The organism is Rugamonas brunnea, from assembly GCF_014042345.1.
Taxonomy (GTDB): Bacteria; Pseudomonadota; Gammaproteobacteria; order Burkholderiales; family Burkholderiaceae_D; genus Rugamonas; species Rugamonas brunnea.
Map to the genome: position 1 here is coordinate 1 of NZ_JACEZT010000001.1, position 12,562 is coordinate 12,562.

The following is a 12,562-nucleotide window of genomic DNA, read 5'->3' on the forward strand; positions in this document are numbered from 1 at the left end:
CGTGTTGCTGCCCGCCGTGCCGGCCGCGCCGGCACCGCCCGCACCGCCGGCAGCACCGCTGCCACCGGCGCCGCCCGTGGCGCTGCCGCCGGTACCGTTGCTGTCACCGGTGCTGGCCGCACCGCCCGTGCTGGCGCCCGTTGATGCGCTGGACGCCTGGCTCGGTGGCGTGCCTGGCGTCGATTCACCCGACGTGCCGTGGTTGTTGGTTGACGTGGCGCCGCTGGAATTGGCGCCGCCGCCGGCGGGCGAATTGCCGGCCGTGGACGTGCCGCCATAGCCATCGCCGCCGGCCGCGCCGCCTCCGCCCAAGCCACCCATGCCACCTGCCCCGCCCGCGCCACCCGAGGCATTACCGGTGCTGCCGCCCATGCCGCCATTGGCGCCGTTGGCGATACCGCTGCCGCCGCCGGCGCCGCCGGTCGAGCCACCGGCATTGCCGCCTGCGCCACCCGTGGCCAATCCGGTGGCGCCACCCATGCCACCGGCGCCGCCGATGATGTTGCCGCCAGCGCCACCGGCACCGCCGGCGCCACCCGCCGCGCCCGCGCCACCGGCGCCACTGGTGGCGTTGGCGGCCGCACCGCCAGCCCCGCCCATGCCGCCACTGGCGCCGCCGCCAACCGCGTTGCCGTTACTGGCACTGCCGTTGGTGGCGGTGCCGCCGATCCCGCCGGCCGCACCATTGCCGCCAGCAGCGCCACCACCGGCGCCGCCCGTCACGGTGGCCACGCCGCCTGTGCCCATGCCGCCCGTGCCACCGGCCGCTGCGCCACCGGTGGTATTGCCGGCGTTGCTGGCCGTGTTGCCGATGTTCTGGACCGCGTTGTTGCTGACCGAGCCATTCAGGTTGCTGGTGGCCGTGGCGTTGGAATTGTTGAACGAGTTGCTGAATGTGGAGGTGGCGGTGGCGCCGTTGTTGGCGGACACGGCGCCAACAGCGCTGGCGGCAGCGCCGCCCGTGCTGTTATTGTTATTGTTCCTGTTGCTGCTGTCGTTGTTGCGGTTGCTGCTGCTGTCCTGGGTGGCGCTGGCATTGTCGTTGGCGATCGCTCCGGCGCCCGATTGGGCGGTCGACACAGTAGGCGGTGTCGTCTGGGCATACGCGCTGACGCTGAACGCGAGCGCGATGGCTGTACTGATCAGAGTTCTGTTCATGGCTGTTTCCTGGCTTCCAAGGGGTTGATCGGTAATTGCGTGGCCGGGCCAGCATGTGCCCGGCCTGCCAGTCATCGCAAGCTTGATGCCACCTGCCGCGCGACAAGGGCAACTCCTTGAAAAACAAGAACAAATAGTCGCTGGACAAGTGCGTTGGCGCTGCCGCCCCCCGCGCCTGGCCTCGCTGTTCGTCTCATCCATGTGACAAACGCTGGCGGACGGAACGGCGGGCGCCTACCGGGCCAGACCCCGACAACGCAGCGCCGCGTTCAACCCAACGGTAAAAAAATGTCCTGGCGCAAGCCGTAACACGACAGTGACACGCCTGTGACACACGCCGATGACACACGCCGATGACACAGGCCCAGGACACAGGCCTTTGCCGCGCTACGGCTGGCTGGCCCGCGATGGTGGCGCGATACCGTGCTTGGCCAGCAGCCGGTACAGCGTCATGCGCGAGACGCCCAGCTCGCGCGCGGCCACTGTCATGTTGCGCCCGGCCCGCAGCAACGACGCGTCGATGGCATCGCGTTCGGCGCGGCTGCGCGCGTCGCCCAGCGGCGCTCCGTCAGACTGCACGGCGGGTTCGGCCAGCCCCAGGTCGGCGGCCGAAATCAACCGCCCTTCCGCCATCACCATGGCGCGCCGCACCCGGTTGATCAGTTCGCGCACATTGCCAGGCCAGTCATGCTCGCGCAACATCTGCATGGCGCGGCTGCTGAAGCCGCGCAGGCGCGGCGCGCGCTCGGCCCCGTACAGCTGGAAGAAGTGCCCGGCCAGCGCCGCCACATCATCGCGCCGGTCGCGCAGCGGCGGCACGTCCAGCGCCAGCACGTTGAGGCGGTAATACAAGTCCTCGCGGAAGGCGCCACGTTGCACCGCCTGCTGCAACTGCACGTGCGACGCGGCAATCACGCGCACGTCCACTTCCACGCTGCGGGTCGCGCCCACCCGGCAGATGGTCTTCTCCTGCAGGAAACGCAGCAGGTTCGCTTGCAACTCCATCGGCAGATCGCCGATTTCGTCGAGGAACAGGGAGCCGCCGGCGGCCGACTCGATCAACCCTTGCTTCTCGCGTGCCGCGCCGGTGAACGCGCCCCGTTCATACCCGAACAGTTCCGACTGGATCAGGCTGGCCGGCATGGCGCCGCAATTGACGGGGACGAACGGCCCGGCCGCGCGCGGCGAATGCAGGTGCACGGCCTTGGCCACCAGTTCCTTGCCGCTGCCGCTCTCGCCCCAGATCAGCACGGGCGCACTGGCCCCCGCCACCTTGCCGATCTGGCCGCGCAGCCGGACGATGGCCGCGCTGCGTCCGGTCAGCGCCGCGTCCGGCGCGCAGCACGGCCCGTCCGCCGCTTCAGGCGTACCGGACCCGCACTGGCCATCGCCGCCTGACGGCGCGCCGCGCAAGGCCGCCATGCCCTGGGCATGACCGATTGTGTGATGCAGGCGAGCCGCATCGAGCGGCCAGGTGTGGAAGTCCCAGCAGTGCTCGTGCACCAGCGCGCGCCACGCGGGCACGTGCAGCGCCGGCGGATGGAACACCGCGATCCACAACATGTACCAATGCTCGCGCAGGAAGGCGTCGAGCGCCTCCTCGCCGCGCGGATCGGCATCGAACAGCAGCAGTCCGACCGGGGCCGGCTGCACGCGCAGTGCGCGGCGCGCCTCGGCCAGCCCGGCGGCCCGGCACAGCGTCCAGCCCGGCAATGCGGCCGCCGCCGCGTCCAGCACGCCTCGGTCGCCCACGGCCAGGCACAGGATGGGTGTTGGGTTCATAGGCTACCCGATCAGGAGCTCCGCCACCCACACTGAGCGGCGAAACTTGTTTTGACCGGGAAAGCGTCCTATTGTTCCCTTGGAAAGGCAGGCCCGGCAATATCAGGCCGTCGAATCGCTTGCCGCTCCGGCCGCACCCGGATAGAATGCGGGCGGATTTTTTGACTAGCGATATGCCAGCCTGTCAATAGTGAAAAGAAAACAAAACTATAATAACGACGGGGTGATGAGCATGACCGACTATCTGTTGCGGCCGAGTGATCTGCCCACCTGGCGCCAGCGCACCTCGCTGCGCCTGCTGGGCCTGTTTGGCTGGCGCATGTTGTACCGGCCACTGCCGGGTCCGCGCGGCATCGCCGTGATCTATCCCCACACATCGAACTGGGATTTCCCGATCGGCTTACTGGGCAAATGGGCGCTCGACCTGCCCTTCCGCTGGCTGGCCAAGGATAGTCTGTTCAAGTCGCCGCTGGGCAAGTGGTTCCGCTGGCTGGGCGGCGAACCGGTGGAGCGCGGCACACCGAGCGGCACCATCAAAACGCAGGCGGCGCGCATGAACGCAGCCGACTGGTACTGGGTGGGCATCACGCCCGAAGGCACGCGCAGCCATCGTCCCAACTGGAAGAGCGGCTTTTATCACCTGGCGCTGGAGGCGAAGGTGCCGCTGGCCCTGGTCTACATCGACTACCCGAACAAGACGCTGGGCCTGGTCGACCATGTGCACCTGACGGGCGACCAGGAGACCGATATGGCCGCCATCCGCGCCGGCTACGAAGGCCACCTGGGCCTGTACCCGGAGAAGGCGGCGCCCATCGTGCTGTCCGAGCGCCGCCAGGAACCGCGCGACAAATAAAGAGCGAAAAACGAACGTGCGCGTGGCACGCCCGGAAGGGCCGCGCCGCCCGCTCAGGCGATACCGGACGCCGTGGCCGACGCGGCCAGCATCACCCCGGCCGCCGCGATCACCGCCCCGGCCAGCTTGAGCAACAGCGCCGGGCTCACGCGCCCCAGCAAACGCCCGGCCTCCACCAGCAGCGCGCTGCCTGCCAGCAGCCCCATGGCGCTGGCGACCGCCGGCATCTCGTGTCCATGCGCATTGCCATGCAGGATGGCGAACACCGCCAGCATCAGCGCGCCCACGGACGCGGGCAAGCGGGCCGCGACGAAGATCAGTACCCCCATCACCGCCACCGACAGCGCGATGCCCGTCTCCAGTTCCGGAATCTCCAACCCGGCCACGCCGGTCACCACGCCGATGAACAGCATGGCGAGGAAGGCGAGCGGCAGCGCGCGCGCATGCGGCTGGCGCACGCTCCAGATGCCCACGGCCAGCATCGCCAGCACATGGTCCAGCCCCGTGAACGGGTGCATGAAACCGGCCGCGAAGCCATGCCCGTGGACGACTGCGGCGGGATGGGCCAGCGCAGGCACGCACGCCAGCGCCAGCGCGCCGGCCAATAGTGGCTTGAGGTTCTTCATGTCAGCTCCTTTGCAATGTGATGATCTGGTCCCAGCAATCCCTGTTCGCGGATGAAGTCGATCACGGCGGCCACGCCGTCCCCGCTGCGCAGGTTGGTGAACAGGAAGGGGCGCGCGCCGCGCATGCGTTTGGCGTCCTGCGCCATGACGTCGAGGTTGGCGCCCACGTGGGGCGCCAGGTCGGTCTTGTTGATGATGAGCAGATCGGAACGCGTGATGCCGGGGCCGCCCTTGCGCGGGATCTTCTCGCCGCCGGCCACGTCGATCACGTAGATGGTCAGGTCGGACAGCTCGGGGCTGAAGGTGGCGGCCAGGTTGTCGCCGCCCGATTCCACCAGGATCAGGTCCAGGTTGGGGAAATCGGCCTGCATGCGCGCGATCGCTTCCAGGTTGATGGAGGCGTCCTCGCGGATGGCCGTGTGCGGACAGCCGCCCGTCTCCACGCCCATCAGCCGCTCGGCCGGCAGCGCGTCGGCGCACAGCAGGATCTCCATGTCTTCCTTGGTGTAGATGTCGTTGGTGATGACGGCCATGTCGTACTGGTCGCGCATGCCCTTGCACAGCATCTCGCACAGCGCCGTCTTGCCCGAGCCTACGGGGCCGCCTATGCCCACGCGCAGCGGATTGGAAGTGGTTGTCATGTCGGTTCTCTCTTTCACAAATCAGGATCGGTACAGCCGGCTGTACTGCGCCTCGTGGCGCATCGACAGCAGCGACAGGCCGGGCGCCCAGTTGCCCATGTCGTCATCGGCCACGGTTTGCGCATGCTGCGCGGCCGCCTCCAGCTCGGGACGCAGCGACAGCAGCATGCGCTGCCCCGCCACCTGCCCCAGCGGCACGGACTTCACGCACACCAGCACCTGGTTCTCGGCCCAGGCGAACAGCATCGCTTGCAGCGCCGCCTCGTGCGGCAGGTCCAGCGCGGCCACGGCGCAGGCGTAGGCCGCTGGCAGCGGCACTTCGGGCGTTTGCCGCAACAGCGCCAGCAAGTCCGCGTCCGCGATCTCCAGTTGCGCGATCAACTGGGCCAGCGAATAGCCCATCTGGATGGTCTCGGCGCGGAACTCGGCGCTGTCGCGCGAAGCGACGAAGCGTTCCGTCCATACGGCCACGGCGTGCGCGTCGCGCCGCGCGTAGGCCTGCATCAGGCGCCAGCACACGGGCGCTTCCCACTGCGCCATCACCTCGTGCAGGTGGCGCGCGATCCACGCGCGCGCGCTGGCCGCGTCGCGCACCATGCCGCTTTCCAGCGCCGCCTCCAGCCCTTGCGAATAGCTGTACGCGCCAATCGGCAAGGCCGGACTGGCAAACTGCAGCAGATGCAACAGGGCGGAGGCGGAAATCATGCGCTGTCGCCCGGACGGTGTATTTTCTGGCGCAGCGGCACGGGCGCCAGCGGATGGTGGTCATGGTGGCCATGGCCGCCGCCGTAGGCGCCGGACTCCGGCTCGAACGCCGCCATCTCCTCCTCCACCCGCGCGCCCAGGCCGGCCAGCATCTCCTTGAGCACGGCGTCGGCGCGGATGCGCAGGAAGCCATCGCCCACCTGCGCCTGCGTGTGCCGGTTCCCCAGGTGGAAGGCGCAGCGCAGCAGCGCTTGCGCATCGGCGCAGGTGACCTTGTAGGTCGGCTCGTCGGCGGCCACCACCTGCACCACGCGCGCGTCTTCACCCGTGAGCAGGTCACCGTCGCGCAGCACGGTGCCGCGCACGGTGTACACGGCCACATCTTCGCCCGTGCTCAGGGTGGCGCGCAGGCGGCACTTCTCACGCAGCTCATACGGCAGCACCAGCTGGGCGGCGATGGCGCCGATGCCGGTGGCGGACTTCGGCAGTTTCGTGTGCAATGTCAGCATGGATTCCTCGACAGGTTCAGAACAGGAAGTAGCGCTGCGCCATCGGCAGCTCGGCCGCCGCCTCGCACACCAGCAGCTCGCCGTCGGCGCGCACTTCATAGGTTTCGGGATCGACTTCCATCTGCGGCGTGGCGCCGTTGTGGATCATGTCGGCCTTGCGCAGCGCACGCATGTTTTTCGCCACGATCAGCGTCTTGTTCAATTTCAGCTGTTCACCGATGCCCGCGTCGAACGCGGCCTGCGAGACGAAGGTGAACGATTTTTTCAGCCCGCCGCCGAAGGCGCCGAACATCATCCGGTAATGCACGGGTTGCGGCGTGGGGATGGAGGCGTTGGGGTCGCCCATCTGCGCCGCCGCGATCATGCCGCCCTTCAGGATCAGCGACGGCTTGACGCCGAAGAAGGCCGGCTTCCACAGCACCAGGTCGGCGATCTTGCCCGGCTCCAGCGAGCCGACCGCGTGCGCGATGCCGTGCGTGATGGCGGGGTTGATGGTGTACTTGGCGACGTAGCGCTTGACGCGGAAGTTATCGTTGCGGGCCGTGTCCGGCGCCAGCGGGCCGCGCTGGGTCTTCATCTTGTGGGCCGTCTGCCAAGTGCGCAGGATCACCTCGCCCACCCGGCCCATGGCCTGCGAATCGGACGACATCATCGAGATCGCGCCCAGGTCGTGCAGGATATCCTCGGCCGCGATGGTCTCGCGCCGGATGCGCGACTCGGCGAAGGCCACGTCCTCGGCAATGGCCGCGTCCAGGTGGTGGCACACCATCAGCATGTCCAGGTGCTCGTCCAGCGTGTTGACGGTGAACGGGCGGGTGGGATTGGTAGACGATGGCAGCACATTGCCCTGCCCTACGGCCGCGATGATGTCGGGCGCGTGGCCGCCGCCCGCGCCTTCCGTGTGGAAGGTGTGGATGGTGCGGTCCTTGAACGCGGCCAGCGTGTGCTCCAGGAAGCCGCCCTCGTTCAGCGTGTCGCTGTGGATGGCCACCTGCACGTCCATGCGGTCGGCCACGGACAGGCAGTTGTCGATGGCGGCCGGGGTGCTGCCCCAGTCCTCGTGCAGTTTGAGGCCGATGGCGCCGGCCCGCACCTGTTCTTCGAGCGGCGCGGGCAGGCTCACGTTGCCTTTGCCGAGGAAACCCAGGTTCATGGGGAAGGCGTCGGCCGCGCCCAGCATGGCGTGCAGATGCCACGGGCCCGGCGTGCAGGTGGTGGCCGAGGTGCCGGCCGCCGGGCCGGTGCCGCCGCCTATCATAGTCGTCACGCCGCTCATCAGCGCTTCCTCGATCTGCTGCGGGCAGATAAAGTGGATGTGGGTATCGACGCCGCCCGCCGTCACGATCATGCCCTCGCCCGCGATGATCTCGGTGGCGCCGCCGATGGCCATCGTCACGTTGGGCTGGATGTCCGGGTTGCCGGCCTTGCCGATGGCGGCGATCATGCCGTCCTTCAGGCCAATGTCCGCCTTCACGATGCCCCAGTGGTCGACGATGACGGCATTGGTGATGACGGTGTCCATCACCTGCGCATGCACGCGCTGCGACTGGCCCATGCCGTCGCGGATCACTTTGCCGCCGCCGAACTTCACTTCCTCACCATAGGTGGCGTAATCGTGCTCGATCTCGATGAACAACGCGGTGTCGGCCAGCCGGATGCGGTCCCCTGTGGTGGGGCCGAACATCTCGGCATAAGCCTGGCGCGAAATGGTCGCCATGTCATCAGCTCCTGGGTGGCGTGGATTTCAGTTTGCCCTGCACCGCGCCGTTGAAACCATAGACCTCCTGGTCGCCGGCCAGTTTGACCAGTTCAACGGTGCGTTGCTGGCCCGGTTCAAAACGGACAGCGGTACCGGCCGCGATATTCAACCGCATGCCGTAGGCCTTCCAGCGCTCGAACGCCAGCGCGGGATTGACCTCGAAAAAATGGAAGTGCGAGCCGACCTGTATCGGCCGGTCGCCTTGGTTGCGGACCACCACGGTGGCCGTCTCGCGTCCCGCATTCAAATCGATTGCGCCCTCTTCGAGCAGATATTCGCCTGGGATCATGAAGGGCTCCTTAAAAACAATAAAAATTTTGCACATCGGCGGCCGGATGGGCCGCCTTGCGCGGGAAGTACACCGAGATCGTCGGCGCACTCACGGAATCGGGTGATGCACGGTCACCAGCTTGCTCCCGTCCGGGAACGTGGCCTCGACCTGGATATCGGGGATCATTTCGGGCACACCCTCCATCACGTCGGCCCGGGTGAGGATCTTGGCGCCGTCCGACATCAGCTGCGCCACGGTCTTGCCATCGCGCGCGCCTTCCAGGATGGCGCAGGTGATCAGCGCGATGGCCTCCGGATAATTAAGCTTCAGGCCGCGCGCGAGGCGGCGCTCGGCCAGCAGGCCGGCCGTGAAGATCAGCAGTTTGTCTTTTTCGCGTGGGGTCAGGTCCATGATGGTTCCAGTTCAGGTTTGCCAGATGCGCGGCGTGACGGCCTCGCGTCCCAGCAGATGGGGGCGCACGCGGCGCCACACGGCGAGAATGACGCGGCGCGCGGCCTCGCTGTCGTCGCCCAGGTGGCGCGCCACCAGCAGGCCCCTGGTTTGCGTGACGCCGAAGCCCGGATCGTCGGCCAGGTCGGCGCGCAGTTCCGTCAGCACGGAGGCAGGCAGCGGCGGGCCGACGGCGATCAGCGTGGCGCAGACGGTGTGGCCGTTGAGCGTGAGCGGGCTATCGAGCCGGCCGCCCAACAAAGCGCCCTGTTCCCACCAGATCAAGGTGCCGTCGCGGTGGATTTGGGTGCGCTGCGCCACGCGGCCCGTGGTGTAGGTCTCGCCCGAGGCGCGCCGGCCCATGCACAGGATGTCGCAGCCGATGTAGCGGGCGTCCGCCGCCAGGGTGATGGTCTGATCCAGCGCCACGTCGGCCTGGTCGAAGAAGATGGTTTCCTGCGGCAGCCATTCGAGCGATGCGCCCTGCTCCACGTCCAGCCGCAGATGCTGGCGCGAGCGCTTGCCGTTGGCCTTGTACCATTTGGCCGCGCCGGGTGTGGTGAGCAAGGCATGCGCGTTACCGCCCACCGTGGCGGTGATGGAGAGCTGGTCGCCGCCCACCACGCCGCCGGGCGGATGGACGATGATCGCGTGGCACACGGCCCCGCCTTCCGGGTACAGCGCCTTTTGCACCCGCAGCGGGCCGCAGTGCGTGTTGTCGATCAGGCGGGTGGTGCCGGCATCGTCGGCAAATCCGAGCGCGAGACTGGCCTGCCAGGCGCTTTGGCTGGCGGCCAGTCCGGTCGGTGCGATGCAATCAGGCATGGTGGGGCAATCAAAAGTGACAACCCTTACTGATGAGCAATATGCGTGCCAGCGTTTATGTTCAGTTAACCATGCTTAGAGTTAACTTTTCGCACTGGCTTGGCTATTTTGCACCAATTGCGTGCGGAGGAGCTCGTTCTATCGCTTGATCATTTGCGGAGACGACCTATTCGAAGGCCTCCACCGGTTCCTGCAACCGGGCGGGCTGGATAGCCGGTGCCCGTACCACTGGCCGCGCACGCTGAGCCAGTGGCGCGGGCGCCGCCGTCACCGGCCCGGCCAGCTTGAACACGCTGACCATCTGCGCCAGGTGGGTCGCCTGCTCGCGCAGCGCGTCGGCCGCCGCCGCAGCCTGCTCAACCAGCGCCGCATTCTGCTGCGTCACCTGGTCCATCTCGGTGATGGCCTGATGCACCTGCCCGATGCCCAGGCTCTGCTCGTGGCTGGCCGCGCCGATCTCGCCCATGATGTCGGCCACGCGCTTGACGCTGTCGACGACGTCGGCCATCGTGCTGCCCGCCCGCTCCACCAGCTTGCCGCCCACATCCACCTGCTGCACCGAATCGTCGATCAGCGCCTTGATCTCCTTGGCCGCCGTAGCGGAGCGCTGGGCCAGGCTACGCACCTCGCCCGCGACCACAGCGAAGCCGCGTCCCTGCTCGCCCGCGCGGGCCGCCTCCACCGCCGCGTTCAACGCCAGGATATTGGTCTGGAAGGCGATGCCGTCGATCACGCCGATGATGTCGACGATGTTGTTGGACGCGACGTGAATGGCCGCCATGGTATCGACCACCTGGCCCACCACCGCGCCGCCCTGCACCGCGACGGCCGAGGCCGACGCCGCCAGCTCATTGGCCAGCCGCGCGTTGTCCGTGTTCTGGTGCACGGTCGCCGTCAGTTCCTCCATCGACGACGCCGTTTCTTCCAGCGAGCTGGCCTGGTGCTCGGTGCGCACGGACAAGTCCTGGTTACCCTCCGCAATGTCGGCAGTTGCCGCGGCGATGGCGTCGGCGCCGTGGCGCACCTCGCCGACCAGCCGCGTCAGGCTGGCGTTCATGTCGTGCAGCGCCTGCATCAGCTGCGCCGTTTCATCGCGCCCATGCACGTCGATGCGACTGCTCAGGTCACCGGACGCCACCGTGCGGGCGATCTCCACGGCCCGTCGCAGCGGCCGCGTGATGCTGTTGCTGACCATGTAGCCAAAGCCGGCGGCCAGCACCATCGCCAGACCGGCCAGCGTCAGCATGATCGTCGCGCCACTGCTGTATTCGCGCGCCACATCGGCGCCGCCCTGCTCCATCAGATGACCACCGAGCTTGATGAGGTTCTCGACCTGGCTGAAATACAGTTTCTGCTTGCGCAGCAATTCACCGCGCAAGATCGCGTTGGCCTGTTCCTTGTTGCCTGCGGCGACCTGTTGCAAAAACGCATCCTGGCTGACGCGGTAGTCGGCGCGCGCCTGCACCAGCTGGGCAAAAATCTCCCGTCCCTTGGGCGTGGACAGCAGTTTGTCCAGCAAGGCGATATCGGCGCTGACCTCGACCCGGATCGCCTCGATGGAATCCAGATCCTGCTTGATTTGCTGCGGGTCATCCGTCAGCAGTAATTCGCGCAGCGTGATCGCGCTGGCGCTGATGCCCTGCAATATCTTGTTGGCGATGGCGACTTTGGGGTAGCGGTCCTTGACGATCAGTTCCGTGCTCTCGTTAAGCGCGCTCAACCGCGTCACCCCCAGCACCGTCACGCCGGCCAGCAGCAGGATCAAACCAAAAAAGCCGATGGACAAGCGGGTGCCCACTTTAAAGTTACTTAGCAACATATTTTCTACTCGATCAGTTCTTGAAGGTGCGCCTAAGCGGCATGCACAGGGGCGAACAGCTGCCGCAGGCGCATGGATGGCGCGTGCGCCACGCTGGGTTGGACGCGTTGGTACGGGATGGTCGCGGAGGCAACGGAGGGAGCGTCGGTAGCCTTGTGAACTACTAATATATTAGTGATTACAGCATGTTACTTGCTCTCAGTCAACTGATATACTTGAGCAAAACATTCGACTTTAGATGGAACGCCGATGAATAACCCGCTCCCGTTTCGCGATTTGCCTCAGCTCATCGGACGGACCAGGGAAAGCCTGATGCAATATTTTCGGCCGCTGTTGCACCAGTTCGGCATCTCGGAACAACAGTGGCGCATCCTGCGCGGGCTGGCCGAACACGGCGAGCTGGAACCGCGCGAGCTATGCCAGCAATGCGGCATGGTCAGCGCCAGCATGGCCGGTGTGCTGGCACGCATGGAAAAAAGCGGGCTGGTGCTCCGCCACCCGGTGGCCGGCGACAAGCGCCGCGTCATGGTGAGGCTGGCTGCCCATGGCAGCGCGGTGGTGGAACAGATGCTGCCGTTGGTGATGCGGCAGTACGAGCACATCGAGCAGGCATTTGGCGCGGAACGGTTCCAGACGCTGATTGACATGTGCGAGGCGTTCGTCGAACTGGACGCGGACACGCCGACCGCCAACGTTTGAAGATAGAATCGGAAACTCAATCGATAATCGGGAGACCAGCAAATGAACGCGATACGATCGGCCCTGCTGCTCACATGCAGCATCGTTGGCATGCTCGCCCATGCACCTGCTTTCGCCCAGGACTCGTCCGCACGCACCGAGCTGAAGCGCGTTGAGCTGAGCGGCGCGCCCGGCATGGAGGTGATCAGTTCCATCGTGGAGTTCAAACCCGGCGAGGACGTTCCCCCGCACTTCCATCACGGCGTGGAAGCCGCTTACGTGCTGCAGGGGGCGATGCTGCAGACGCCGGGCAAGGCGCCGTCCCTGATCGCCACCGGCACCGCCGTCATGAATCTGCGCGACGTCGTGCATGGCGGCGCCAAAGTCGTGGGCGACACCTCGTTCAAGCTGTTTACGGTCCACGTCGTCGACAAGAACAAGCCGCTGTACGATAGCCCGCATTAAACCGGATTGCGGGGCATAAGA

General features: G+C 66.8%; 14 protein-coding genes. 3 read left to right on the forward strand and 11 right to left on the reverse strand.

The features are described 5' to 3' along the window. Both H3H37_RS00005 and H3H37_RS00010 read right to left on the reverse strand, forming a co-directional pair. Window positions 1-1,158: hypothetical protein (locus tag H3H37_RS00005; protein WP_182158851.1), on the reverse strand; the 1,158-nt coding region annotated here is incomplete at its 3' end. Between the two features lie 387 nt (window positions 1,159-1,545). Beyond that, on the reverse strand, window positions 1,546-2,940 hold the full coding sequence (locus H3H37_RS00010; RefSeq protein WP_182158853.1) for a sigma-54 dependent transcriptional regulator: 1,395 nt from the start codon (window positions 2,938-2,940) through the stop codon (window positions 1,546-1,548). A 232-nt stretch (window positions 2,941-3,172) separates the two neighbouring features. On the opposite strand from H3H37_RS00010, the gene H3H37_RS00015 reads away from it, so the two are divergent. Beyond that, window positions 3,173-3,793 carry a 1-acyl-sn-glycerol-3-phosphate acyltransferase gene (locus H3H37_RS00015; RefSeq protein ID WP_182158855.1) on the forward strand — a complete coding sequence of 207 codons (621 nt, stop codon included), beginning with the start codon at window positions 3,173-3,175 and terminating at the stop codon, window positions 3,791-3,793. Window positions 3,794-3,846: 53 nt separating this feature from the next. Here H3H37_RS00015 and H3H37_RS00020 read toward each other — a convergent pair whose 3' ends face one another. The 9 genes from H3H37_RS00020 to H3H37_RS00060 all read right to left on the reverse strand — a co-directional run bounded on the left by H3H37_RS00020 (window position 3,847) and on the right by H3H37_RS00060 (window position 11,398). Further along, entirely contained in the window at window positions 3,847-4,419 is a 573-nt protein-coding gene (locus H3H37_RS00020) for a HupE/UreJ family protein (protein ID WP_182158857.1), read from the reverse strand. Continuing rightward, window positions 4,416-5,060: an urease accessory protein UreG gene (ureG, locus tag H3H37_RS00025; RefSeq protein ID WP_182158859.1), complete on the reverse strand. Its 645-nt coding sequence runs from the start codon at window positions 5,058-5,060 to the stop codon at window positions 4,416-4,418. The genes H3H37_RS00020 and ureG overlap by 4 nt, the downstream gene beginning before the upstream one ends. A gap of 21 nt (window positions 5,061-5,081) precedes the next feature. Further along, the gene (locus tag H3H37_RS00030; protein WP_182160250.1) at window positions 5,082-5,762 is read right to left on the reverse strand and encodes an urease accessory protein UreF; all 681 of its coding nucleotides are present in this window, start codon (window positions 5,760-5,762) and stop codon (window positions 5,082-5,084) included. Beyond that, entirely contained in the window at window positions 5,762-6,274 is a 513-nt protein-coding gene (gene ureE / locus H3H37_RS00035; protein WP_182158861.1) for an urease accessory protein UreE, read from the reverse strand. The genes H3H37_RS00030 and ureE overlap by 1 nt, the downstream gene beginning before the upstream one ends. 16 nt (window positions 6,275-6,290) lie before the next feature. Beyond that, the gene (gene ureC / locus H3H37_RS00040; protein ID WP_182158863.1) at window positions 6,291-7,991 is read right to left on the reverse strand and encodes an urease subunit alpha; all 1,701 of its coding nucleotides are present in this window, start codon (window positions 7,989-7,991) and stop codon (window positions 6,291-6,293) included. Between the two features lie 4 nt (window positions 7,992-7,995). Next, window positions 7,996-8,322, reverse strand: coding sequence for an urease subunit beta (locus H3H37_RS00045; RefSeq protein ID WP_182158865.1), 327 nt, complete (start codon window positions 8,320-8,322; stop codon window positions 7,996-7,998). A gap of 90 nt (window positions 8,323-8,412) precedes the next feature. Next, the gene (locus H3H37_RS00050; protein WP_182158867.1) at window positions 8,413-8,715 is read right to left on the reverse strand and encodes an urease subunit gamma; all 303 of its coding nucleotides are present in this window, start codon (window positions 8,713-8,715) and stop codon (window positions 8,413-8,415) included. A gap of 12 nt (window positions 8,716-8,727) precedes the next feature. Beyond that, entirely contained in the window at window positions 8,728-9,579 is an 852-nt protein-coding gene (locus H3H37_RS00055) for an urease accessory protein UreD (protein ID WP_182158869.1), read from the reverse strand. Between the two features lie 166 nt (window positions 9,580-9,745). Then, window positions 9,746-11,398 (reverse strand): methyl-accepting chemotaxis protein, encoded by a 1,653-nt coding sequence (locus tag H3H37_RS00060; RefSeq protein WP_182158871.1) that lies wholly within the window; start codon window positions 11,396-11,398, stop codon window positions 9,746-9,748. 249 nt (window positions 11,399-11,647) lie between these two features. Here H3H37_RS00060 and hpaR point away from each other — a divergent pair, with 249 nt between their 5' ends. Continuing rightward, the gene (hpaR, locus tag H3H37_RS00065; RefSeq protein WP_255459110.1) at window positions 11,648-12,097 is read left to right on the forward strand and encodes a homoprotocatechuate degradation operon regulator HpaR; all 450 of its coding nucleotides are present in this window, start codon (window positions 11,648-11,650) and stop codon (window positions 12,095-12,097) included. 42 nt (window positions 12,098-12,139) lie between these two features. After that, window positions 12,140-12,541, forward strand: a complete 402-nt coding sequence (locus H3H37_RS00070) for a cupin domain-containing protein (protein ID WP_220456292.1) — start codon at window positions 12,140-12,142, stop codon at window positions 12,539-12,541. Window positions 12,542-12,562 lie beyond the last annotated feature (21 nt).

Bases quoted from the DNA above. Each gene is read 5' to 3' on its own strand.
- H3H37_RS00050 (WP_182158867.1), bottom strand. From the start codon at position 8,715: ATGGACCTGACCCCACGCGAAAAAGACAAACTGCTGATCTTCACGGCC.
- H3H37_RS00055 (WP_182158869.1), bottom strand. From the start codon at position 9,579: ATGCCTGATTGCATCGCACCGACCGGACTGGCCGCCAGCCAAAGCGCC.
- H3H37_RS00045 (WP_182158865.1), bottom strand. From the start codon at position 8,322: ATGATCCCAGGCGAATATCTGCTCGAAGAGGGCGCAATCGATTTGAAT.
- H3H37_RS00070 (WP_220456292.1), top strand. From the start codon at position 12,140: ATGAACGCGATACGATCGGCCCTGCTGCTCACATGCAGCATCGTTGGC.
- hpaR (WP_255459110.1), top strand. From the start codon at position 11,648: ATGAATAACCCGCTCCCGTTTCGCGATTTGCCTCAGCTCATCGGACGG.
- ureG (WP_182158859.1), bottom strand. From the start codon at position 5,060: ATGACAACCACTTCCAATCCGCTGCGCGTGGGCATAGGCGGCCCCGTA.
- ureE (WP_182158861.1), bottom strand. From the start codon at position 6,274: ATGCTGACATTGCACACGAAACTGCCGAAGTCCGCCACCGGCATCGGC.
- H3H37_RS00020 (WP_182158857.1), bottom strand. From the start codon at position 4,419: ATGAAGAACCTCAAGCCACTATTGGCCGGCGCGCTGGCGCTGGCGTGC.
- H3H37_RS00015 (WP_182158855.1), top strand. From the start codon at position 3,173: ATGACCGACTATCTGTTGCGGCCGAGTGATCTGCCCACCTGGCGCCAG.
- ureC (WP_182158863.1), bottom strand. From the start codon at position 7,991: ATGGCGACCATTTCGCGCCAGGCTTATGCCGAGATGTTCGGCCCCACC.
- H3H37_RS00060 (WP_182158871.1), bottom strand. From the start codon at position 11,398: ATGTTGCTAAGTAACTTTAAAGTGGGCACCCGCTTGTCCATCGGCTTT.
- H3H37_RS00010 (WP_182158853.1), bottom strand. From the start codon at position 2,940: ATGAACCCAACACCCATCCTGTGCCTGGCCGTGGGCGACCGAGGCGTG.